18 protein-coding genes are annotated in these 21,564 nt (G+C 69.9%); 6 read left to right on the top strand and 12 right to left on the bottom strand.

All coding sequences use genetic code 11. From position 1 onward, the window contains the following. Positions 1–8: 8 nt before the first annotated feature. The 4 genes from MYSTI_RS37935 to MYSTI_RS37920 are packed head-to-tail and all read right to left on the bottom strand — an operon-like array spanning position 9 to position 3,962. Positions 9–734: a c-type cytochrome gene (locus MYSTI_RS37935; protein ID WP_015353169.1), complete on the bottom strand. Its 726-nt coding sequence runs from the start codon at positions 732–734 to the stop codon at positions 9–11. Beyond that, positions 731–1,978, bottom strand: a complete 1,248-nt coding sequence (locus MYSTI_RS37930) for a YncE family protein (RefSeq protein ID WP_015353168.1) — start codon at positions 1,976–1,978, stop codon at positions 731–733. Before MYSTI_RS37930 ends, MYSTI_RS37935 begins: the two co-directional genes overlap by 4 nt. Further along, positions 1,975–2,595, bottom strand: a complete 621-nt coding sequence (locus tag MYSTI_RS37925) for a hypothetical protein (protein WP_015353167.1) — start codon at positions 2,593–2,595, stop codon at positions 1,975–1,977. Before MYSTI_RS37925 ends, MYSTI_RS37930 begins: the two co-directional genes overlap by 4 nt. After that, positions 2,595–3,962: a WD40/YVTN/BNR-like repeat-containing protein gene (locus MYSTI_RS37920; protein ID WP_015353166.1), complete on the bottom strand. Its 1,368-nt coding sequence runs from the start codon at positions 3,960–3,962 to the stop codon at positions 2,595–2,597. Before MYSTI_RS37920 ends, MYSTI_RS37925 begins: the two co-directional genes overlap by 1 nt. Positions 3,963–4,207: 245 nt before the next feature. Here MYSTI_RS37920 and MYSTI_RS37915 point away from each other — a divergent pair, with 245 nt between their 5' ends. Together MYSTI_RS37915 and MYSTI_RS37910 are read left to right on the top strand one after the other, a co-directional pair. Beyond that, positions 4,208–5,449, top strand: coding sequence for a cyclic nucleotide-binding domain-containing protein (locus tag MYSTI_RS37915; RefSeq protein WP_015353165.1), 1,242 nt, complete (start codon positions 4,208–4,210; stop codon positions 5,447–5,449). Between the two features lie 254 nt (positions 5,450–5,703). Then, positions 5,704–6,885 carry a cyclic nucleotide-binding domain-containing protein gene (locus MYSTI_RS37910; protein WP_015353164.1) on the top strand — a complete coding sequence of 394 codons (1,182 nt, stop codon included), beginning with the start codon at positions 5,704–5,706 and terminating at the stop codon, positions 6,883–6,885. Positions 6,886–6,987: 102 nt separating this feature from the next. Here MYSTI_RS37910 and MYSTI_RS37905 read toward each other — a convergent pair whose 3' ends face one another. Together MYSTI_RS37905 and MYSTI_RS37900 are read right to left on the bottom strand one after the other, a co-directional pair. Beyond that, entirely contained in the window at positions 6,988–8,181 is a 1,194-nt protein-coding gene (locus MYSTI_RS37905) for an OmpP1/FadL family transporter (RefSeq protein ID WP_044282581.1), read from the bottom strand. Between the two features lie 32 nt (positions 8,182–8,213). Continuing rightward, positions 8,214–11,099: a lipoprotein gene (locus MYSTI_RS37900; protein WP_015353162.1), complete on the bottom strand. Its 2,886-nt coding sequence runs from the start codon at positions 11,097–11,099 to the stop codon at positions 8,214–8,216. 192 nt (positions 11,100–11,291) lie between these two features. Here MYSTI_RS37900 and MYSTI_RS37895 point away from each other — a divergent pair, with 192 nt between their 5' ends. After that, positions 11,292–11,870 carry a hypothetical protein gene (locus MYSTI_RS37895; RefSeq protein WP_015353161.1) on the top strand — a complete coding sequence of 193 codons (579 nt, stop codon included), beginning with the start codon at positions 11,292–11,294 and terminating at the stop codon, positions 11,868–11,870. A 12-nt stretch (positions 11,871–11,882) separates the two neighbouring features. On the opposite strand, the gene MYSTI_RS45485 is transcribed toward MYSTI_RS37895, so the two are convergent. Further along, a complete protein-coding gene (locus MYSTI_RS45485) occupies positions 11,883–12,698 on the bottom strand; it encodes an OmpA/MotB family protein (RefSeq protein ID WP_015353160.1) in 816 nt (271 codons plus the stop codon). Between the two features lie 140 nt (positions 12,699–12,838). Continuing rightward, positions 12,839–14,833: a patatin-like phospholipase family protein gene (locus tag MYSTI_RS37885; protein WP_015353159.1), complete on the bottom strand. Its 1,995-nt coding sequence runs from the start codon at positions 14,831–14,833 to the stop codon at positions 12,839–12,841. 176 nt (positions 14,834–15,009) lie between these two features. Between MYSTI_RS37885 and MYSTI_RS37880 the strand changes: the two genes are divergently transcribed. Both MYSTI_RS37880 and MYSTI_RS37875 read left to right on the top strand, forming a co-directional pair. Then, the gene (locus tag MYSTI_RS37880; protein WP_015353158.1) at positions 15,010–15,306 is read left to right on the top strand and encodes a CBS domain-containing protein; all 297 of its coding nucleotides are present in this window, start codon (positions 15,010–15,012) and stop codon (positions 15,304–15,306) included. 211 nt (positions 15,307–15,517) lie between these two features. Continuing rightward, entirely contained in the window at positions 15,518–16,210 is a 693-nt protein-coding gene (locus MYSTI_RS37875) for a nucleotidyltransferase family protein (RefSeq protein ID WP_015353157.1), read from the top strand. 96 nt (positions 16,211–16,306) lie between these two features. On the opposite strand, the gene MYSTI_RS37870 is transcribed toward MYSTI_RS37875, so the two are convergent. From MYSTI_RS37870 to MYSTI_RS37860, 3 genes are all read right to left on the bottom strand, one after another. Beyond that, a complete protein-coding gene (locus MYSTI_RS37870; RefSeq protein ID WP_015353156.1) occupies positions 16,307–17,161 on the bottom strand; it encodes a hypothetical protein in 855 nt (284 codons plus the stop codon). Between the two features lie 257 nt (positions 17,162–17,418). Further along, the gene (locus MYSTI_RS37865; RefSeq protein WP_015353155.1) at positions 17,419–18,291 is read right to left on the bottom strand and encodes a hypothetical protein; all 873 of its coding nucleotides are present in this window, start codon (positions 18,289–18,291) and stop codon (positions 17,419–17,421) included. Between the two features lie 102 nt (positions 18,292–18,393). Further along, complete coding sequence (locus tag MYSTI_RS37860) at positions 18,394–18,789, bottom strand: hypothetical protein (protein ID WP_015353154.1); 396 nt, start codon at positions 18,787–18,789, stop codon at positions 18,394–18,396. 173 nt (positions 18,790–18,962) lie between these two features. Between MYSTI_RS37860 and MYSTI_RS37855 the strand changes: the two genes are divergently transcribed. Next, a complete protein-coding gene (locus MYSTI_RS37855) occupies positions 18,963–19,811 on the top strand; it encodes an HAD family hydrolase (protein ID WP_015353153.1) in 849 nt (282 codons plus the stop codon). Positions 19,812–19,961: 150 nt separating this feature from the next. Here the strand turns inward: MYSTI_RS37855 and atpA are convergent, their stop codons facing one another. Continuing rightward, positions 19,962–21,509 (bottom strand): F0F1 ATP synthase subunit alpha, encoded by a 1,548-nt coding sequence (atpA, locus tag MYSTI_RS37850; protein WP_015353152.1) that lies wholly within the window; start codon positions 21,507–21,509, stop codon positions 19,962–19,964. Between the last annotated feature and the right edge of the window lie 55 nt (positions 21,510–21,564).

Raw genomic sequence — 21,564 nt, 5'->3', positions numbered from 1 at the left:
GCTTCCTACTACAGGCCGAGGTACGTGAGCAGCGCCCCCAAGTCCTCGTTCGAGAGTGCTTCCAGGCTGTACGCGGGCATGTTTCCGCCGATGCCGAAGAACTGGCCGTGCCGCACTTTCTCGATGATGACCAGGGAATGCGGGACTCCCGGGAAGGTCGTGTCGTAGTCGCGTGTCACCTCGGGGAGGATGGAGGCCAGCTCCGTCAGTCGTCCCTTCCCGGTGTGCGTCTCGCCGTGACACTCCTGACACGCGGCTTGATACACGGCGCGTCCACGCTCCGCGCCGCCCCGAGGCACGTCGCGCACGTCCTTCACCACGGTATAGGGCAGGGCGGGGGACTTCGCGTCCGGGCTGATGCTCGCGAGGTACTCGTACAGCGCGCGGCTCTGCGGTGAGTCCGCGGGCAGCTTCTGCACGCCGCGCATGAAGCTGACGTAGCAGAAGTTCACCGCGTCCAGCAGGTTCGTCTCGTAGCCGCCCCACCAGGTGTCCCGGCCCACGACGTTGTACAGCGTGTAGCCGGAGTCCATCCGTCCGCCTTGCGGCGTGGGGGTGGTCGCGTGGCACGTCGCGCAGGTGAAGCTGTTGAACTGGCTCTCCGACAGCCGCGCGTCGTTGAACAACAGCTTGCCGTACTCCACCGCCGTCGGAGGCTTCTCGTCGTCACCACAAGCGGACGTCAGCGCGAGCAGCACCAGCGACGGCAGGACCTTCCAGAGCGCGCCCTTCATCGCTGACCTCCGAGGATGTTCACCGAGTCCGGGAAGATGCCCACGCGCACGGTATTCACCACCGTGCCCTGGGCCAGGTTCACCGAGTGCAACGTGCCGGGGCTCAGCCGGTCTCCTTCGCAGACGACGAGCGCGTGGGTGCCGTCCGGCGTCAGGTGCGCCTGGTGCACGTTGAGGCAGCCCGCGTCCGCCAGCTCCAGCTCGCTTCGGATGGCGCCGGTGTCCGCGTCGATGACGTGCAGGGACTCCACGCCCTGCACGGGCATGTAGAGCGTCTTCCCGTCCGCGCTGAAGTCGCCGAACATGGGCGCGCCGGGGAGGCGAATCGTCCGCGCGGGGTTCATGGCGCGCGTCTTCGCGTCGAGCAACTGGAGCTCGCGGCTGGCCATGGAGCTGACCCAGACATCGCCCGTGGTGGGCGACATCGTCAGCGCGTAGGGCTGGTGCCGAGGTGTCACGGCGGTGCCCGCGCTGGCGGAGACCTTGACGCGCGTGGGCTTCTCCGTGGGCGTGGTGAGGTCGACGATGGCGACCTCGTCGGACCAGCACGCGACGTAGGCGGTGCGCTCGTCCGGAGACAGGCGCACGGCGTGCGGCGCGGGGCACACCGTCACCATGGACTTGCGAGTCATCGTCTTCGCGTCGATGACCGCCATGCGCGCGAACATCTCCTCCTGGGTGCCGCCGCGGCGAGCGACCTCGGTGATCTTCAGCGTGTCGAAGTGCGTCTGGTACAGCGTGTTGCCGTCCCGACTGACGATGACGTCCCCGGGGTTGGGGTCCACGCGCACCGAGCCCACCAGGCGGTGGGTGCTCGCATCCATCTTGAGGCAGTAGCCGTCGTCGGCCCCCGTGCCGTGTGCGCCGTGGGGACCGGAGCCGCCGCCGGGCACGTAGTTGGAGATGCCTACGTAGTAGTGTTTGCCATCCGGTGACACGGCGGTGTGGTGGGGGCCCTCCAGCTCCACGGGGTTGAGGCCCACCGGCACCCGCGCCACCTCCTTCCAGCCGGGCTTCGTCGCGCCGTCCAGCTCCAGCAGGCTGACGGTGTCATCCATGCTGTTGGTGATGATGACGCGGCCTCCGGGGCCCGGAGGGGGAACCCCCACGCCCGCCGCCCAGGGGTCTGGATGCGCGTACTGAAGGCCGTCCGGCGGCTTCACCCCATCGAAGGGGTTCGAGTCCTCGCCGCAGGAGGCGAGCAGCAGCCCCAGCGCGGAAAGCCAGACACGGGAGCGCCTCATGGGGTCCCCTTCTGGACGCGGACGGTGACGGGCTGGGGCAGGCGGTAGGGGCCTTCGGTGATGCGGTTCTGGAGCAGGTACGCGCTGATGACCTGCACGCTCAGCTCCTGCCCCGCGCTGGCCTTGAGCGTGTCCCAGGTGGCCGCGTCGAGCTGCCAGTCAAGGTTCGAGGTGAGCATCTCCACCGGGCACGTGCGCCCGGGGACCGTCACACGCACCCAGTAGATGTCCCCGGTGAACGGAGGCAGGTGGGCATGGGCGGTGGGCAGAATCCACTCGCCCACGTGGGCCAGCATCGTGCGCGCGGTGTCGAAGGCGCTCGGCGGCGCGGGACGAGGCTGCGCGCTGGCCAGCGTGGAGCTCCAGGCCCAGCGCGGAGGCGCGGCGCTGGCGTCGTAGGACGCGCCGCTCTCGGGGGAGGTGAGCCGGGCGACCTCCGCGTTCGGCGTCGCGCGAGCCTCCGCGTCCACCAGCGCGCGCCACGCTTCGTCGGTGGCGTCACCGCCGTAGAGGGGCTCGCCGCAGGTGGACTCGGGCTTGTCGTCGCCGCACGCGGCGGTCAGGCAGAGCAGGGTGGCCGCGGAAGTGGTCCAGAGGAGATTTCGAGAGAGCCGCATCAGGGGGACCTTTCCTGGTTCTGGCGCCGGGGGCCTCGGCGCAGCAGGGTGAGGGGGAGTAGCAACAGCAACAGCGGTACAATGTTCCCTCCCATCGCGCCGCAGCCGCTGGAGCTCTTGGGCGGAGGAGGGGGCTCGGGCTGGGTGCCTGCGTCGGAGGAGGAGCCTGAGTCGGGAGCTCCCGCGTCGGGAGTCCCCGCGTCGGGGAGGGTGCCACCGTCGTCGGGAGGAGGCTCCTCGGGATAGAGCGGGGCGCCGAGCTGCTCGGCGAGCTGCGGCCAGCGACCCGGGCACACGTTGCGGACGGGGGTGCCCGTGGGGCAGTGGTGCGCGCCCTGGATTTCGTAGAGGCCGAAGAGGTGCGTCCAGGTGTCGCCTTCATCGGTGCTGCGCGCGAGCGCCCAGTCATGCAGCCAGGTGGAGCCGCAGGCGTAGAGCGTGTCGCCGTCGCGCAGCACACACGCGTTGCCCGTGGGCAGCGAGCGCATCGCCAGGGGGCCGGTGGAGGGGCCCTTGAAGAAGTGGTTGAGGGTGCCCACCCACGTCGTCTTGCCGTCGGCGGACAGCTCCATGTTGATGAAGACGTCGTCAATCTTCGACACCGTCGTGAGCGTCTGGCCCGCGTCGTCGCTGCGCAGCAGGAAGGTGGAGCCCTGCGCGGACACGCGGGCCCACACGACGTCCGCCGACGCCGGGTCCGCGGCTTCGACGAGCAGGTCATAGGGCAGCTGCAGCTCCGGCAGCGGGTGGACTGTCTCCGTCCACGTCTCTCCCGCGTCGTCGCTGCGCAGGAGCAGCAGCCGGTTCTCCTCCTTGCCGCTCACGTAGACGCGGCGGGGATTGGCTGGGGACACGCGCACCGCGTTGAGCAGCAGGCCTGGCCGCATCAGGGGCGAGGGGGCCCACGTCTCCCCACCATCCTGGGAGCGGTAGACGCCATTGGGTTTCCCATGTCTCGCGGTGACGACATACAGGATGCGGTCATCCGTGGGGTGGGCCGCCATGGCGGAGACCCAGGTGTCCTTGAAGAAGGGGTGGGCGGACCAGGAGCAGCCGCCGTCGGGGGAGCGCAGGAGCGCGCTGCCGGTGGCGGTGAGGATGTCGCCCGCCTCCCTCCACAGGTAGGAGGTGGGCGTCCAGCCGCCGTAGCCGATGGCGTCCGCGCATATCCACCGGAACGTCTTGCCGGCGTCGCGCGAAATCACCGCGCCGAAGGTCGCCCCCAGGAAGATATCCTCCGGGTGGCCTCGCCGGAGGGTGACGTTGGAGGTCTCCGGCAGACCCGCGTGAGCCAGGGCCGTACTCCCGGCGCAGAGGGCCAGCAGGGGAAGCACCCGGCTCCAGCGGTGCAGGTGGCGAGGCGTCATGTCTCGGGCTCCGAGGGAGGATGTCGGCCCATCGCGCACGTTAACGTTCGGCCCGCCCACATATAGCGGACGCGGTGGCGAATTCAGGTGTGGCGCTTTGCCACCCTATCCCACGCGATTCTTCGGGCAGGAATGGAAGGTTTTGCATCCACCATTTCCCGAGCGGGGAGGGCGTGCGGGGGGCTCGCCTCCTGGCGGCGGGTCTGGTACGGACTCGGGAGACTTGTGGCAGGGGGGAGCACGACATGGCGGGGGCCGCTGAGGTGTCCAACCTCCTCTTGAAAGAGGGCGCCAGGGGGCGGGGTTCGCTCGTGGCGGGCCCTGTCCGCGTGGTGTGGGAGGCGGTGATGCAGGCTGCGGTGGATGTCGCGGTGCGGGCCTACGAGGACTTGTCTCCAGTGCAACGAGAGCGCGTGCTGGAAGAATCCGTGAACGTGCCAGCGCAGGCGCGCTCGGCGCTGGTGGATGTGTTGCGCCGCGCCAGGGACTTCGCGGGCGCGGCCCGGCTCCTGGAAGCGCAGGGCGCGGACGCGGACGCCGCGGCGCTGCACGAGCAAGCAGGCGCGCTGATGCTCGCCGCCGAGGCCTGGCTGCGCGCGGGGGACATCGCCCGTGCGTCCGCGGCCTTCGAGCGGGCGGGCGCGCTGGAGCGGGCGCTGGAGTTGTACCGCGCGCTGGATGCCCGCGAGTCCATGGCGCAATGCCTGACACGCCTGCAGCGCCCCCTGGAGGCGGCGGAGGTGTACCACGCGCTGGGTTATGCCCACGCGGAGCTGGAGGCGCTCCGGGGCGTGCCTCCCGAGCATCCCCGGCGCCGCGAGGCGGTGCTGCGCATGTGCGCGCTGCTCGACGAGCAGGGGGAGTCCTGGCGGGCGCTGGTGTTGCTGGCGGACGCGCGGCAGGAGTCCTCGGTGGCCCGGGAGGACGAGGTGCTCAAGGCGGAGCACCTGCGCCTGCTGCGGCATCTGGATTTGAGCGGGGCCTCGCAGGCGCTGGTGTCCGCGTCGGCCGTCGCGTCGGTGGAAGCCCCGCCTCCGGTGGCGGAGCGGACGAGTCCGGCACCGGATGGATATGAGTACCTCAAGGCCATTCCCATCTTCGCGGAGCTGGCGCTAGAGGACTTGAAGGATTTGTTCCGCATGGCGCACCAGGTGGTCATCCCCGCGGACACCACCGTGCTGGAGAAGGGCGCGCAGGGCACGGGGCTCCTGGTGTTGTTGGAGGGCTCGGTGGATGTGGCGAGTGGTCCAGGACCGGATGCACGACTTCTCAACACCTTGGGGCCGGGGACGTGGCTGGGGGAAATCTCTCTCATCCTGGACGGGCCCACGTCCGCGCATGTGCGCTCATGTTCCTCCGTGAGGGCGTTGCGGGTGACGCGCGCGGACTTCCAGCACTATCTTGCCACGCACGAGGCCGCGGCCCTGCGCATCTACCGGTTGTTCACACACAACCTGGCGGAGCGGGTGCGCGCGTTGAGCGCGTAGCCGTGGCGGCGGGCTTCAGGGCACCGGGCAAGGCGTGTCTGGGATTGGAGTGGCGTTGGCTCTCGTCCGGTACCTGACGGCGGAGCGGCCCCCCGCCGAATGGGGCATGCGCCCGAAGGCGCCCGCCCGTAAGAGATTGGCAGCCGAGAAGCTCGAACCCTGGCTCAAGCACGGCACGCTTCCCCCCGAGCCTTCCCGTAGAGCCCCTCGATGCGGCGAGTCGTCTTCGAGACCTGGGTGGAGAGAATGAGTCCATGATGGACATGCGCGTCGTGGGTAGGGAGCGGGCCCGTCAGCTCGCGCGTCAGGGGCGGCTGGAGGATGCGCTGGCGGAGTACCGGAACCTCTTGCAGGCCCACCCCGAGGACGCGGACGCCTGTCAGCGCGTGGCGGAGCTGCTGGAGGAGCTGGGGCGGAAGGGGGAGTCCTCGGCCGCCTATGCCCTGGCCTCGAGCGCGTGGGCGAAAGAGGGGAACCTGCTGCGTGCGGTGACCGCCTGTGTGGCATTGGGCCGGGTGGGGGCTCCCTCCGAGGCCAGGGCCCGCTGCACGCGCGCGCTGGCGGAGCGCTTCGCGCTGTCGCTGGAGCCCACCTCGTCGGAGGGGCCGGTGCCGCTCTTCTCCCGACTGGGGCGGGAGGACTTCGTCGCGCTGGTGGAGGTGCTGTCGGCGCGGGTCTTCGCGCCGGGCAAGTCGGTGGTGGAGGAGGGTGAGCCCGGGGCGTCCATGTTCGCGCTGGTGGAGGGGCGCGCGGAGGTGGCGCGGGCGCTGGAGGATGGGACGCGGGGCGTGGTGGGCACGGTGTCTCCCGGAGACTGCTTCGGGGAGCTGGCGCTGGTGTCGGAGGGCCCTCGGCTCGCGAGCGTCGTCACCGCCGAGCGCGCGGTGTTGCTGGAGCTGACGCGCGCGGGGCTGGAGTCGGTGAAGGCGCGGCAGCCCCGGGTGGGGCAGGTGCTGGAGGACTTCTACCGGCGGCGCCTGGTGGACAACCTGCTGCGCTCCAACCCGCTGCTCAGCCGCCTCACGCCGGAGCAGAAGGCGGCCCTCTCCCGCGACTTCCACCTGCGCGCCGTCGCGCCCGACGAGGTGCTGCTGGCGCAGGGCCAGCGCGGGGACGCGTTCTACGTGCTGCTGCGAGGCAAGTGCACTCCGTGGCTGGAGCACCCGGATGGACGGCGCATGGCGCTGGTGGAGCTGCGCGAGGGGGACGTGTTCGGCGAAATCTCCCTGCTGCTCGACAAGCCGGTGTCCGCCACGGTGCGCGCGGACGTGAAGGGCGTGGTGCTGCGGCTGCCTCGCGACGCCTTCGAGCGGCACCTGCTCAGCCAGCCCGGCCTCAAGGGCCAGCTGATGCGCATGGGCACGGAGCGGCTGCAGCGCTCGGCGCGGGTGCTGGCCTCCGGCCGCGTGCTGCACGACGGAGACCTGCGCGTCTGAAGCCTGCTCCCGGAATGACAACGCCCGGGCCCCCTCGAGGGGAGACCCGGGCGTGGGACCTCGGCGGCCCCGCAGGAGTGCGGGGCCGGAGGTGTCAGCGGATTACATCGAGTAGCCCAGCGTCAGGCCGAACACGTGCGCGGAGCCGTTGTACGTGCCGGAGATGCCCGGCGCGTAGCTCGCGTTGTCGGCCAGCGAGACGAACTGGTAGCCGAAGTCCGCGCGCAGCGAGTTCCAGCGGTAGCCCGCGCCCACGGAGACGCCGAAGCGGTCCGCGTCCGGGAGGTCCGGCGTCAGCGTGCCGTGCGGACCCGGAGCCGGGTCGTAGATGAGGCCGGCGCGAACCTGGAGGTTCGGCGTCACGCCGTACTCACCGCCCAGGTGGTAGTTCCACTTCGCGCGCCAGCGCTTGGGCAGGGGGTTGTTGATGGCCGGGTTGTCCGGGAACTCGATGGCGAGCTCCTGGAACGAGGACCAGTCCACCCAGTTGGCGTCGAACGCCAGCGTCAGGTTGTCCATCGGGGTGAAGGCAAGACCCCACGCCACCGTCGCGGGCAGGGTGACGTCACCCTCCACGCGGCCGTCCGGCAGACGCGCCTGGAACTCCGCGGGCACGTTCTGGAAGTCCGCGTTGCCCTTGAAGGTCAGGTCCGCGGAGCTGCGGTAGTGCAGGCCCATGGTGACGAGCTTGGGCACCACGATGGCCTGCACGCCGACGTTGTAGCCGACGCCCCAGGAGGAGCCGCCCAGGTGCACCTGGCCTTCGCTCTCGACGAAGCCCAGCGCGCGCTTGAGCTCCAGCGTGCCGCGGTAGATGTTCACACCGCCACCGATGCGGAACCGCTCGTGGAGCTGGTACGCGGCGGTGGGGTTGATGTTGTAGATGGCCATGGCCGACTCCTGGGCCTTGAAGCGGCCCACGAAGTCATCCACCCAGCGGCTGTTCGCGCCGAACGGCGTGTACACGCCCAGGCCCACCGCGAACTTGTCGAAGGGCTTGTAGGCGATGAACAGGTGCGGCGGAGGCGACAGCGTCGTCTTCTGGCCCTGCTCGGCGCCGCCCACCGGGGTGAACTTGATGCCGGGGAGGATGCCGGTGTCGCCCACCGTCACGTCCAGCTTGTTCACACCGAGGATGTTCGCGGCGTTCGAGTAGATGGCGGAGGAGTCCTCCAGCCACGCGGCCGCCGCGTTGCCCATGCCCGTGGAGCGGGCGCTGTGCGTGTTGATCTGGAAGCCCGCCGCCTGGGACGAACCCGCGGCCAGCAGCGCTACGAGGGAGAGTGTCTTCTTCATGTGAGTCATTCCCTTGAGTCCTGGCCGTTCGGTTACGGAGCGACAGCGGTGCCCGTCTTGAGGAACGAGACGACCTGGTCTTGCGCCGTGTCACGCACGCTCTTCATGAACGCGTACTGCGGATGCGCGGGCGGGACGCTGATGAGCAGGAACGCATGGCGGTACTCGGCCGGCAGCGGGTCGATGGTCACCATGTAGCTCTGCACCGTCTTCGTGCTGTTGCGGTTCGCGGAGGCGATGAGGCCCTCGGTGACAGGGTTCGGAATCACCATGTCGCCCTTGATGTACTGGATGAACGCGTCGCGCTCGGCCGGGGCCTTGTCGGAGTTCTCCAGGTACCAGCCGTAGTTGCGCGCGGCGGCGCCATCCAGCGCGGTGCGAGCCAGGACGATGAACTCGTCGAAGCCCGGCGTGCCAGGAGCGCGGCCCAGGCTGCCCAGCAGCTGCATGAAGCCCGCGCGCTGAGCGGAGAGGGTCGGGTCCTGCGCGGTCAGGAGGATGTCCACCAGGTCGCCACCCGGGACGTTGAGCGCGGTGCGGCGGGTGCGCTCGGAGACGGACGCGGACAGGACGCCCTGCATGCCACCCAGGCTCTGGCCCACGTAGTCCACCGTGGCGGCGTTGATGGTGCGGCCACCGGCGATGGCGCCGATGCGCGTGCGCAGGTCGTCGCTGGCCAGCACGCGGGTGAGCTGCGCGAAGTCCACCACGTGGTGGCGGAAGTTGTCGCGCGTCGCGCCCAGGCTGCCCAGGTTGAGGAAGTTCCAGCCGGAGACAACCGGAGCGCCGGTCGTGCCACGACGGAAATCGCCACCCTCGCACTTGCCGGTGTCGAGGCACACGCCTTGACCCGCGGCGCTACAGGTCAGGTCACCGTTGCCAGCCGGGTCACAGGCGTTGGCGGCGGCCGGAGCCACGCAGCGGCCGAAGGTGGCGCTGTTGGGCGTCACGTCGCAGGTGCTGCCCGTGGCGCAGGCCTTGTCCGGAGAGTCGATGGCGCCCAGGCCGGACTGCGGGGTGATGCCCGCGCAGCTCGTGCGCTCGCCGTGGTAGACGGTGTCGATGGCGACGACCGCGTAGCCCGCCTCGTTGAGCTTGTTGGCGATGGCGAGCACGTTGGTGCGGTTGCCCGTCAGGCCGTGTCCGAAGACGACGGTCTTGTAGCCATTCGCGTCCGGCGCCTGCGAGGGCAGGAACATCCAGAACGGGATGTGGTCCTCGTGCTTGGCGCGGGCCGAGTTGTACGCGCCCGTCGCGTCATCCAGGTAGAAGGGCGACTTGTAGCCGCCCACCAGCCAGTGGCCGATGTGCGTGCCATCCAGGCCGTTGGCCGTCATGAGCGCGGCGAGGTTGGTGGTCTGGTCCACCAGGTACAGCGGCTTGTCGGAGGTGTCGCTGGCGGCGGGCGCGGCGTTGAGCTGGGCCAGCTTGGTGCGCGTGCTCTGGGTGGTGAAGGTCCACGCCATCAGCACGTCCTGGCGCTTGATGTTCAGCCGGGCCTCGAGCATGTCGTAGAGAGGCGCCATGGCCGCGCGGGCGGCCTCGAGCGTGGGCGCGCTGGTGTCGGGCACCGCGGAGACCTGGCTCTTGCCGTTGGCGAAGACCGGGTTCTTCAGGCGCAGCAGGGCCTGGCTGGCCGTGGGGAACACGGGCTGCGCGTTCTTGAGCTCCTTGGGGCCACGCAGCAGGACCACGGCGTACTGGGAGCCCGGGTCCAGCGGGAGCTCGGGGACGATCTGGAGCTGCTGGGGCGCGTTGGTCGCCGGCGTGCCGTCCGCCTTCGGGCTGGACGCGCAGTTGAGGCAGACCTTGACCTGGGGCTGGGCGCCGCCGGGCGTGAGCTTGAGGAACAGGAGCTCCTTGCCCAACCGGACGGTGTTCATGTCCAGCTGGAGGTCATTGTCGATGACGCCGCGGGTGGCGCTGTTCTCCGTGATGATGGGCGCCGTCGTGGACCAGCCGTCCACGTTGTTGTTCAGGTCGGAGATGAAGTTGCGCAGCAGGGGCGGCTCGGGCGGAACCGGCAGGGTCAGCTTGCCCGCCTTCGCGTCGCGCAGCAGGTCGTTGGGGAACGGGACGATGCGCGTCTCGCTCGTGATGTCGAACGTCGCCTCCGGCCGGCTCATGATGGTGAAGGTCCACGCCACCACGATGTCGTCGCGGTTGACGCTGAACTTCGCGGCCATCTTGTCCAGGATGGGCGAGTAGCCGCGGCGCAGCTGCTCCAGGCGCAGCGCGCTGCGGGTCTGGTCCGCGAGGCGCTCGGCCGGGTCCGTCTTGATGGACGGGATGAGCTCCGTGGTCGGCGCGCAGTTGGACGCCGTCAGGTCGTCACAGGTGACCAGCGGGTTGCGCGAGCTGGCGAAGGCCCACGTGGCGGAGGCGATGACGGGCTTGCCCGACTTCGTCTTCACGCCGTTCGCGCCGCCGATGATGGCCACCGCGTAGCGGCCGCCCTTGGGCCAGCCCTGCGGCTGCGGGGGGATGACGGTGATGTGGCCCGTCTCCTCGCGATAGCCGAAGCGCGGCGTGGCCGGACGCGCCAGCACCGGCACGTCTTCGTACACGTCGATGAACTTCACCGTGTCGGCGTTGACCGTCGCCGGGTCCAGGTCCTTCACCAGCGTCGTCGCGATGACCGACGTGGGGAAGCCGTTCAGCGTGTTGAGATACTCACGCGTGAACTCCTGCTCCGCGGCGGGCGCGCTGGGGTTGATGGGCGCCTGGACGATGTTGGTGCCATCCGGGAGCTTCCCGATGGCCAGGTCGTTCGGAGAGGGGACGATGGCAGGCGTCGCGGACGGGTCGAACTCCGCCAGTCCCACGTCGGCCGCGCCCGGCGCCGGGTCCTGCTTGATGTCTGGATCACACGCTACCGCGCCCAAGGCTAGGGCCCCGAGGAACAACGCCTTTCTCATGGATACAACCCCCTCCGAGTCCAAGATTGGACTACAGGACTAGGTGACAGTCGGGTGGCGTACCACGTCCGAGGGTTGGCCGAAAGCGATGGGACTTGACGCGTCGTGTCAGTCATGCATCGGCGTATGGCTCGGTGGGACCGACTGTCTTTGACACACTGCGCAGCACGCAATCGCCGCTACGCTGGGCGGATGAACCGACTGCTGAGTGTGCTGGTGATGTGCATGTCGATGGGGGCGTCCGCGAACAGTCCGACGCGGCCCGCGGCGCAGGAGTCCGCGGCGCAGGGGACGGCGGCGCCGGAGGCGGGCGGGCTGACGTGGACGGCGCCTTCGGAGTGGGCGGCGCAGGGGGCTCGGCCGATGCGCGCGGCGACGTACAAGCTGCCCGCGGCGAAGGGGGACACGGAAGGGGGCGAGTTGGCGGTGTTCTACTTCGGCCCGGGCCAGGGCGGCGCGGTGGACGCCAACGTGAAGCGGTGGCTGGGCCAGTTCCAGACGGCGGACGGCAAGCCGGTGGACGGCGTGGCCAAGACGAAGTCGGAGAAGCTCAACGGGATGCCCGTGACGACGGTGGACGTGAAGGGCACGTACATGGGCGGCGGGCCCATGATGGGCCCGTCCACCCCGAAGCCCGGCTACCGCCTGCTGGGCGCCATCGTCGAAGGCTCCGAGGGCGCCATCTTCTTCAAGCTGACCGGCCCGGAGAAGACGGTCGCGGCCTCGGAGAAGGCCTTCCGCAAGATGCTGGAGTCCGTGAAGAAGAAGTAGCCGGCTTTCGCGTCAGCGCTGGCTCCGGGCGGTCTTCGCCGGAGTCTTCGCGGCCTTGAGGTCCGGGATGAGGAGGACCTCGATGCGCCGGTTGCGGGCGCGCCCCTGCGGGGTGGCGTTGGCGGAGATGGGGCGCGTCTCGCCGTAGCCCGCGGCGATCATCCTGCGGGACGGCACGCCGCCCTGCTCCTGGAGGAAGCGCACCACGTTGACGGCGCGCGCCACGGACAGCTCCCAGTTGGTGGGGAAGGTGGCCTGGAGCTTCTGCGACGGCGGCGAGTCATCCGTGTGCCCCGACACCTGGATGGACTTGTCATCCACCTTGGCCAGCACGCCGCCCAGGCGCTTGAGGACCTCCTGGCCGCGCTTGCTGATGCTCGCGTCGCCGGAGTCGAAGAGCACCTTGTCCACCAGGTCCACCTGGATGCGGCCTTGCGCCTGCGACAGCTTGATGGCGCCCTCGGCGATCTCCGCCTTCATCTTGTCCTGGAGGTCGTCGTAGGTGGCCTTGAGCTTGGCCAGCTCCGCCTCCTGCTCCTGCACCGTCTGGGACAGCTGGTCCTTCTCCGTCGTGAGCTGCTGCTTCTCGGTGGTCAGCTTCGCGTGCTCCGTCTCCAGCGCCGCCAGCTTCTCCTCCGCCTGCTTGCGCGCCGCCTCCGCGTCACGGGTGCGCGCGGTGGCCTCGTCCGCCGCCTTGCGCGCCTCCTCGGCCTGCGCCTGTGCCTGCGCCGAGCCTCGGTGCGCCAGATACAGCACGCCGCCCGCGAGCAGCACCACCAGCACCGTCACCAGCCAGGGCACCCAGGCCCGCCCTCGCTCCGCTTGCATCGAAACCTCCCAGGGGGATGAACGTGAAACACCGTAACGACAGCGCCCGGGTGCGCCTCAAGGCGCCCCGGGTGCGTGAAGGTGTCTGGGGGTTCAATGTTTCAGCGCGAGCGTGATTCGCCCACGCGAACCGTCCGAAATCAGAAAGGGAACCACGAGGGGCGCACGCTGCGCACGTCGCTGAGGACGTGAGACAGCTGCGAGCCGAAGTCGTGGTACGTCTGTCCATCCAGCCAGATGGATTCGATTTGTTTCTGGCCCAGGCGGACCTCGGTGCGTCTGCCATTGGGCGCGGTGGCGGTGACGGTGTCTCCGCCGTCGTAGCTCACCTGGAACTTCTCGCCGCGGATGTCCACCGTCTCGTTGAAGCGCAGGTCCTTGGGCACCTGCGTCACCATGTTGGTGCCGCGCGAGCCGGGGACCTTCATGTCGTCCATGAACTCGCGCAGGAAGTCGCGCGTCACCTGGCGGGTCTGCTTGTCCAGGGTGGGGTCCACCTTCGCGTCGTAGCCGAAGCCCAGCACGCTGTTGCCCTGCTTGGGATTGTCCAGGTTCCACGTCGGCAGGCTGACCATGAACTGGTTGGCGCCGGGCTTCGCCTTGTCGCGCCAGTCCTGGGCCTCGGTGGCGTTCTGCTTGAGCAGGGACAGGCCGTTGAAGCCGTTCCAGAGCACGTCGTCCGTGTCGAGCTGGCCGGTGGGCAGGGGCTTGGGCTGGGCCTGGCCGTTGGACGGGTGCGTGCCGCCGCGGCCCTGGAGCGACGCGCCAATCTGCGGCAGGTCGTTCTTGTTGTAGCCCATGGGCATGTTGTCCAGCGTGCCGCCGTCCACCAGGTGCATCTGCCGGCCGGTGACGGGGTCGACCATCTGCACGGGCTCGAAGACGCCCGGGATGGCCATGGAGGCGCGCATGGCGAGCGCCACGGGCGTGTCCGGCGTCGTCTCCTGGCTGAAGACGAAGACGCGGTCCTGCGCGCTCTTGAATCCGCCGTTGGGCACCGCGCTGTCGTAGGCCTTGGCGGCCACCAGCTGCAGCGGCACCTTGAGGTCGGCGAAGGTGACGGGCCGGTCGGTGATGCCGGTCAGCTCGCGCAGCTTCTGGTCGAAGAGCTGGTACGCGGCCTCGCCGTTGAGCAGGCCGCCGTCCTTCATGTCCAGGTCGAAGTCATACAGCTTGCCCAGGCGCGGGTCCTTGGCCACGTCCTCGATCTGCTTCGGCGTGGCGCCCGTCGCGGCGAACGCGGCGGCGATGGAGCCCGCGGACGTGCCCGTCAGGCTCACCGGCACCACCCCCAGGTCGCGCATCTCCGCGAACATGGCCGCGTAGCGCTTGCCCTTGCCGCCGCCGCCTTCCAGGCTCAGGTGCACGCCCATGGGCTCGCCGCCCTTCACCGGCATGCCCGCCGCCGCGCGGTTCTGGGCGACCGACGCGGTGTACTCGGCGGCCTTCGCCGCGTCGTTGCCGGCCACCACGCTCATGGCGGAGGGCGGCTTCGTCACGGGCGTCCCCGTGGGGAACTTGCTGGCGTGGAGCTGGCCGTTGGGCAGCTCCTTCGCCAGGAACTGCGGGTCCATCCACAGCGAGCCGGGGCGCGGCGCGGTGGCGCGGGTGTAGCCCGTCGTCCGCGTCAGCTCCCCTTCCGCCTTCTCCAGCGCGGCCTTCACCTGCGCGTGGCGCGGATGCGAGGCGGGCAACATCTCCAGCTGCGCCGCCAGCGAGCGCACCTGCCCCAGGGTGTCCCGGAATCCCTGGGTCTGTGCCGCCAGCTGCTTGCCCTGCTTGTCGTCGATTTTCGGCGGGACGACGCGCTCGAGCACCTTGCGCAGGTCGTCCAGGTTCACATCCAGCAGCTTCCCGAGCGGAATCTGGAGCGGCTTGCCGGTGAGTGTGATGCCCGCCCACGGCGTGTCCTTGGCGCCCCCGAGCGAGGGCAGGCCCAGCTGGGACAGCTTGGGCAGCTTCGCCTCGAAGCGGTCCACCAGGCGGTTCGCCTCGCTCGCGACGTGGCGCACGCCCTCGCCCATCCGCTCGAGCAGGCTGGGCTTGTTCGCCTCCGCCTGCTGCGTGGGCTTGGACTCGGGGGTACGACGCGCTGCGGCGGAAGACGTGGAGGAGGGGAGGGACTTGATGCTCATCGGAGGGTCTCCACTGGGACGCATCGAAGGGGGGACGCTGCGCCAGGGGGATTATCGGTGAGCCACCGTCCGGGGTTGTGTGTCAGCGAACAAATCCTGGGCGAGGCCCGGCAAGGCCCTTGCTACGGGATGTTTCATCCGCGCCTGGCGCCTGCCTTCCGGAGGCCTCCGTGTCGATGTGCCGCAGCTCCGAGTTCGACTTGCTTGTTTCACATGCCGTGACGCTGTTCCCCGAGGACACCGTGCTCTCGGCGCTCCAGGTCATGCACCGCCACGGCGTGCACGTGCTCCCCGTCGTGGACGGGCGGGACGGCGCGTGGTTGGGCCAGGTCTCGCAGCAAGAGCTGCACCGTTTGTCTGGCTTTGCCCCCCTGGCGAGGTTGGCTGAAATTCTGACCGCTCGCGCCCGGGTGGAGACGGAAGAAAAGACCGCCGGGCGCAGGGCCCCGGCGCCACACCGGTGGCTGCACTGAGGCGCCACCAGGAGTCCGGGTGGGTGCGGACGAGCGAGCGGGCGCTCTTGTGTGTGGAGGGCCCGCGAGGTGGCGCGCGAAGTGACTGGGGGCTGGCTGACGGCTCGCACCGAGGGGTGGGCTCAAAATCCCACGCGGAGGTCACAGCCTGTTTCCGGTGGCCCCGGGCCAGCTTGGCACTCGATTCCCCGGGGGACGGAGGAGGCTTGGTATGAAGGCAGTGGCGATCATCCTCGCATCGGGCGAGGCCCGGCGGATGGCCCACCCCAAGGCGCTCATCCTGCACGAAGGAGACAAGAGCTTCCTTCAGTCGCTGGCGTCGACCTTTGGAAAGGCGAGCTGTCAGGTGCTGGGTGTCGTGGGGAAGGACGCGGAGGCCGTGCGCGAGCAGCATCCGGGGCTGGACCTGGTGGAGTCCGAACAGTGGCGGGACAGCCAGATGCAGTCGGTGAAGGTGGGGCTGGACGCGGCGCTGGAGGCGGGGGCGGACGTGGTGCTGTTGCACCCCGTGGACATGCCCGCGCTCCGGGCCACCACGGTGAAGTCGTTGCTCAAGTTGATGGGGGACTCTGAAGAGGCCTTGCGCCCCGAGTTCGAGGGGGCCGCCGGCTGGCCGGTGATGATGTCGCGTGCGGCCGCGGAGCGGCTTCGCGCGGCGGACGGCGACCAGTTGGAGGCGGTGCTCAAGGGCATGAAGGTGCGGCGTGTGCCCATGAAGGACCCGGGCGTGATTGTGAACATCAACGGGCCGGAGACATACGAGCGGCTGTTCGGCTCGGAGCCGAAGCTGGCGCCGCCGCCCAAGCGCCGGGGGAGTGGGAAGCGCGGCCCGGGGCTCACCACGGTGGCGGACATCGGCGGTGGGAGCAGCTCGGTGCCCATGGCCGCGGCGTCGGACGACTGAGGAGACGAGGGCCGGGGCTCGCGTGTCGGGCGGCTCCGGCCCGTGGTGCGCGCGCGGCGTGACACGCCACCGCGCGCGGGTGTCCCGGACGTGGGGTCAGAACGTCAGGCCCACGCCCAGGTACGGGCCCACGAGGCTCTCCTCGTTCTCGACGCCGTCCACGTGTCCGGCGTCGTTGAGGTACAGCGCGCGCCAGCCGCCGCGCACGTTGAAGGCGCTCAGGTGCAGGGCCATGCCCGCCGAGAGGTCCACCTGCCGGTGCGGGAAGGGCGTGGCGTTCAGCCGCACCTCGATGTCCAGGGGCGAGCGGCCGATGCACGCCTCCGCGGAGGCGCCGAAGCTGGGGCCCACGAAGATGACATGAGGGGCATGGGCGCTCGTCAGGCCTGCCTCCACGCGCATGCGGCCTCGGGAGCTGGCCCACAGCGCCGCCGTCACCCGGGCGCTCAAGAGCGTGATGCGGTCCTTCTTGCCGTGGGGGTTGGCGCCGGCCTCGGGCTCGAGCGTCATGCCGGTGATGCGGGTGTCCAATCCCATCCGTCGCCCCTCCAGTGCCATGAAGAGGCTCATGGAGGCGCCTTCCTTGATGACGTCGCCCTGCACGCCCAGGCGCACCAGGAGCGGCACGGGCTCATCGCGCTTGCGCTCCACGCGTGAGGTGGCGGACAGCTTGGGCGACGTGGCGGCGGCGCTCGCCCCCGGGCCCACGACGGCGCCGCTCACGGGGCTCCGTCCAGGTCTGGACCTCTGCCGGGGCGCGTCCCCCCGCGGAGCCTCGTGCTCCTGGCCGATGGCGGTGGCGGGATGGGTGCGCGAGCGGTCTTGCGAAGAGGTGTTGCCGCTGGACGACGAGGGACTGGAGCGCTTGCCGAAGCGGGCCTCCGCATGACTCGAACCCAACAAGAGGGTGGCGGTGAGCAAAGGGCCCAACACGGCCTTCGGTGATGGCAAGGTCCACTCCTCTTCCTGATAGGCAGACAGGGATGACGGGGAGCGACATTGAAAGGCCGGAGGGCGCTGGCGGCCATGGTCCGCGGGGGTGGCGGGGCGTTGGCCAATCGGTCCTGTGCAAACGTGGTCAGCGCGTCGCGCGACAAGTGCACAGCTTTGACGGCGCGACATCCTGAAGACGGCGACGGCCTCGGCCGGGAGTGTGGTCCCAGACCGAGGCCGGTGATGTCTTCTTCCGCTGTCTGTCTGGAATCAGCTCAGAAGCTGAGGCCCAGTCCCGCGAACGGGCCGTGGAACGTGTCGCGGTGGGCAATCCCATCCACGTGGCCCGCGTCATCCAGCAGCATGCCGCGGTAGCCACCGCGCAACACCACCGCGCCCAGGTGCAGCGCCAGCGCGGCGCTCGCGTCCACCTGGCGATAGGGGAAGGGCGTCGCCTGCACGCGCGCCTCGAAGTCCAGCGGGCCCGCCAGACAGGCCTCCATGGACAGGCCCATGCTGAAGCCCACGAAGGAGATGTCGGGAGCCCGCGCGCCGCTGAGGCCCGCCTCGACGCGCAGGCGGACGCGCTCCTGGGAGATGAGGGCCCACGTGAGGTGCGCCTCCCAGAGGGAGATGCTGTCGACCTCGTCGGAGCCGTCGTCGGCGTCCACCGCGATGCCGGTGAAGCGGGCGTCCATGCCGAAGCGCCGGCCTTCGATTCCGAGGAAGAGGTCTCCCGCGCCGCCGCCGCTCTGCTGGACGGGGCCGGCCTGGAGGCCCACGCGGAAGGAGATGGGCGCCGCGTGGCGCTCCTGGCGGACCTCGCCCCGGTAGCGCGGCTCGTCCCCCCTCAGCCGGTGATTGCCGCTGGCGAAGATGAACGTGATGAGGCCGACATCGACCGCCGCCGGGTCGGAGGTGACATGGCGGCGACGACGGCGGCGGCGCTCCCGCTCCGCGTCGTCGTCGTCCGAGTCCTCCTGGCCCACGGGCGTCGCCTCGTGCGTGTCGTCGTTCTTGTCGTCGTTCCGGGGGGAGTCGCTCTGCGAGGGCCGCGAGCGCTTGCCGAAGCGCGCCTCCGCGGAGGAGGTGCCCAGCAGGAGCCCCAACGCGAGGACGGCACTCAACAGCGAACGAAGCGTGAACACGGTGGGCTCCTCGGGCGGTGGCCGGGGTAGGGCGACACGAACCAAGACGGCCTGCCCGTGACTTTATTCAACACCGGTGGACACCGGGGCCTCAGGGGGTCTTCAGCGGCGAGGGCCCTTCTTGCCCTTCGCGGAGGCCTTGCCCGCACGGCGCGGCTCCGGGCGCGCGGGGCCCGCGGGTGCGGGCGGGAGGGCGGCGGGGGCCACCGCGCAGGCCGCCGCGGCCGCCGTCGCATCCGCCCGAGCCGCCTGGTGCTGCTGCTCCAGCACCTTCAGCCGGCGGGCCATGGCCTCGCGCAGCGCCTGGAGCTCCGCCACGCGGGCCTCGGACTCGGCGGCTTCCCGCTCCAGTTGGGTCCGCCGCTCGGCCAGCGCGGACATGGAGCGGGAGCCCGCCCAGGCCCCCGTGGCGCCCAGCACACACGCTCCGGCGAGCAGGCCCCAGGGCAACCACGCCCGGTGCCTCAGCGCCGCCTCGTTTCGCCGCGTCGCTTCCATGCCCGTGGAATGCTACCGACGCACCTGCTGTAGGCCTCAAGGTGCCTGCCTGCCCACCTGATTTACAGGAAAGGCCCAAGTTTACAGGGCGGAAATGCGGGCGCGGGCTTGATTCGCGGGCGCGGGCGGGGCGTCATCCGTCCCCTTTTCCAACTTCGGGAGTCGGTGGGCTGATGGCAATTGCTTGTGTGGTGCTGGACTTCGACGGGACCTTCACGGACGTGGCGACGGAGAGCGCGCCCTTCCTGACACACTTTCGTGACGGACTCGCCCGTGCGCTGGGGCAGGGCGTGGAGCAGGCGTGGGACGAGGAAGTCGCGGCGCTGCGCGCGGGGGCTGACCTGCTGGGGTGGAACCTGGGCGGCAAGGTGGTGGCGCCCGCCACCGCGGACCCGTACCTGACGGCCACCACCGCGGCGCACCGCATCTTCCAGCGGCTGGCGGTGGGCACGGACGACGCGACGCGCTCGGAGGCGGTGCAGAAGCTGTATCGCGACTCGTATGTGTACTCCGCCACGGCCTTCAAGCCGGAGGCGAAGGAAGTGCTGGAGGCGCTGCTGGCCACGGGGATGCCCGTGACGGTCGTCACCAACGCGCACACGGAGCTGGTGGAGAAGAAGCTCGACACGCTGGCGCCCAAGGGGCGTGAGCGGCTGAAGGTCTCCGGCGACGCGCGCAAGTTCCTCCTGGACCCGCCGGACGTGTCCGACGCGCGCTTCGACGCAGTGCCGGAACAGCAGCAACTGGATGGCGTGTTGCGCCGCCCCATCTACCTGCGCCGGGGCCGCTACTTCGAGGCCCTCAAGCGCGTCTGGGATTCCACGGGCACCAAGCCCGAGGAGACGCTGGTCGCCGGTGACATCTACGAACTGGACCTGGCGCTGCCGGCCGCGCTGGGGGCGCAGGTGCAGTTGGTGTCTCGCGACAACGTGCTGCCCTACGAGCTGAAGGCCATCGAGGCCCTGGGCGCTCGGGGCGGCGCGGACCGCAGCCTGCGCGCGCTCCTGCCGCGCCTGCGCTGAGCGGCCCTTCCTCGCTCGCGAGAGGGACCTCGCGAGCGGGGCGTTGACGGGGAGGAACGTCTCGCCCCGCGCTCGCCGGAAACACGAAGCCCCGCCTCCCGGTGAGGGAGAGCGGGGCTCGGTGACCAGCGGGCCTTGCGGCCGGAGGAACTAGACCTTCGCGCCCGGGGTGGGCTGGAAGACCTCGTTGAACTCCGTGATGGCCTTGTTCAGCGCGGCCTTGATGTCGTTGGTGAGCTCGCGCTTGGAGGCGATGTCCTTCGCGACGTTCGGGTGCTTGCCGTCCGCGAACTCCAGGAACTCACGCATCCAGCGCACCACGTCGGAGACGGGGATGTCGCGCACCCAGCCGCGCTTCTTGGCGTCGTCGCGGTTGGTGGCGGCGTAGATCTGCATGACCTGACGCTCGACGGGCAGCGGCTCGTACTGGCCCTGCTTGAGGAGCTCCACCATGCGCGCGCCGCGGGCCAGCGTCTCCTGCGTGGCCTTGTCCAGGTCCGAGCCGAACTGCGCGAAGGCCGCGAGCTCGCGGTACTGCGCCAGGTCCAGCTTCATCGTGCCGGCCACCTGCTTCATGGCCTTGATCTGCGCGGCGGAACCGACGCGGGACACGGACAGACCGACGTTGATGGCCGGGCGGACGCCGGAGAAGAACAGGTCCGTCTCGAGGAAGATCTGCCCGTCGGTGATGGAGATGACGTTCGTCGGGATGTAGGCGGACACGTCGCCGGCCTGCGTCTCGATGATGGGCAGCGCCGTGAGGGAGCCCGCGCCCTCTTCGTCGGACAGCTTGGCGGCGCGCTCCAGCAGGCGGCTGTGCACGTAGAACACGTCGCCGGGGTACGCCTCACGACCCGGCGGGCGGCGCAGCAGCAGCGACAGCTGGCGGTACGCCACGGCCTGCTTGGACAGGTCGTCGTAGATGATGAGGGCGTGCATCTTGTTGTCGCGGAAGTACTCGCCCATGGCCACGCCGGCGTACGGCGCGAAGAACTGCATGGGGGCCGGGTCGGAGGCGTTGGCCGCCACCACCGTGGTGTACTCCATGGCGCCGAAGCGGTTGAGCTTCTCCACCACCTGGGCGACCGTCGACTGCTTCTGGCCGATGGCCACGTAGATGCAGTAAACGTTCAGGCCCTTCTGGTTGATGATGGTGTCGATGGCGACGGCCGTCTTGCCCGTCTGGCGGTCACCGATGATGAGCTCGCGCTGACCACGACCCACCGGCACCAGCGCGTCCAGCGCCTTGATGCCCGTCTGCAGCGGCTCGTGCACGCTCTTGCGCTTCACGATGCCGGGCGCCTTCACCTCGAGGCGGCGCGTCTCGGTGGCCTCGATGGGGCCCTTGCCGTCCAGGGGCAGGCCGAGCGGGTCCACCACGCGGCCCAGCAGGCCCTTGCCCACCGGCACGGAGGCAATCTGCTGGGTGCGCTTGACCGTGTCACCCTCGCGGATGCTCTGGAAGTCACCCATGATGGCGACGCCGACGTTGTCCTCCTCGAGGTTGAGCACCAGGCCCTTCACCCCGTTGGTGAACTCCACCAGCTCGCCGGCCAGCACGCCCTCCAGGCCGTAGATGCGCGCGATACCGTCGCCGACGGACAGCACGGTGCCCGTCTCCGCGACGGTGACCTTCTTGCCGTAGTCCTTGATCTGCTCCCGGATGATTCTGCTGATCTCGTCGGCGCGGATTTCCATGGGCGTTTTGCGTCCTCGAACAGGGGGCGGGCCAGGTCGGTTCGGGTCCGCCGAA

The sequence above is a fragment of the Myxococcus stipitatus DSM 14675 genome (assembly GCF_000331735.1).
GTDB lineage: Bacteria > Myxococcota > Myxococcia > Myxococcales > Myxococcaceae > Myxococcus > Myxococcus stipitatus.
Note: the sequence above shows the minus strand (reverse complement) of the source record. Positions and strands in the feature narration are given on the sequence as shown.

Coding starts and splice junctions, on each gene's coding strand:
- MYSTI_RS37920 (WP_015353166.1), bottom strand. CDS start 3,962: ATGACGCCTCGCCACCTGCACCGCTGGAGCCGGGTGCTTCCCCTGCTG.
- MYSTI_RS37895 (WP_015353161.1), top strand. CDS start 11,292: ATGAACCGACTGCTGAGTGTGCTGGTGATGTGCATGTCGATGGGGGCG.
- MYSTI_RS37905 (WP_044282581.1), bottom strand. CDS start 8,181: ATGAAGAAGACACTCTCCCTCGTAGCGCTGCTGGCCGCGGGTTCGTCC.
- MYSTI_RS45485 (WP_015353160.1), bottom strand. CDS start 12,698: ATGCAAGCGGAGCGAGGGCGGGCCTGGGTGCCCTGGCTGGTGACGGTG.
- MYSTI_RS37885 (WP_015353159.1), bottom strand. CDS start 14,833: ATGAGCATCAAGTCCCTCCCCTCCTCCACGTCTTCCGCCGCAGCGCGT.
- MYSTI_RS37900 (WP_015353162.1), bottom strand. CDS start 11,099: ATGAGAAAGGCGTTGTTCCTCGGGGCCCTAGCCTTGGGCGCGGTAGCG.
- MYSTI_RS37915 (WP_015353165.1), top strand. CDS start 4,208: ATGGCGGGGGCCGCTGAGGTGTCCAACCTCCTCTTGAAAGAGGGCGCC.
- MYSTI_RS37855 (WP_015353153.1), top strand. CDS start 18,963: ATGGCAATTGCTTGTGTGGTGCTGGACTTCGACGGGACCTTCACGGAC.
- MYSTI_RS37880 (WP_015353158.1), top strand. CDS start 15,010: ATGTGCCGCAGCTCCGAGTTCGACTTGCTTGTTTCACATGCCGTGACG.
- atpA (WP_015353152.1), bottom strand. CDS start 21,509: ATGGAAATCCGCGCCGACGAGATCAGCAGAATCATCCGGGAGCAGATC.
- MYSTI_RS37910 (WP_015353164.1), top strand. CDS start 5,704: ATGATGGACATGCGCGTCGTGGGTAGGGAGCGGGCCCGTCAGCTCGCG.
- MYSTI_RS37860 (WP_015353154.1), bottom strand. CDS start 18,789: ATGGAAGCGACGCGGCGAAACGAGGCGGCGCTGAGGCACCGGGCGTGG.
- MYSTI_RS37925 (WP_015353167.1), bottom strand. CDS start 2,595: ATGCGGCTCTCTCGAAATCTCCTCTGGACCACTTCCGCGGCCACCCTG.
- MYSTI_RS37875 (WP_015353157.1), top strand. CDS start 15,518: ATGAAGGCAGTGGCGATCATCCTCGCATCGGGCGAGGCCCGGCGGATG.
- MYSTI_RS37930 (WP_015353168.1), bottom strand. CDS start 1,978: ATGAGGCGCTCCCGTGTCTGGCTTTCCGCGCTGGGGCTGCTGCTCGCC.
- MYSTI_RS37935 (WP_015353169.1), bottom strand. CDS start 734: ATGAAGGGCGCGCTCTGGAAGGTCCTGCCGTCGCTGGTGCTGCTCGCG.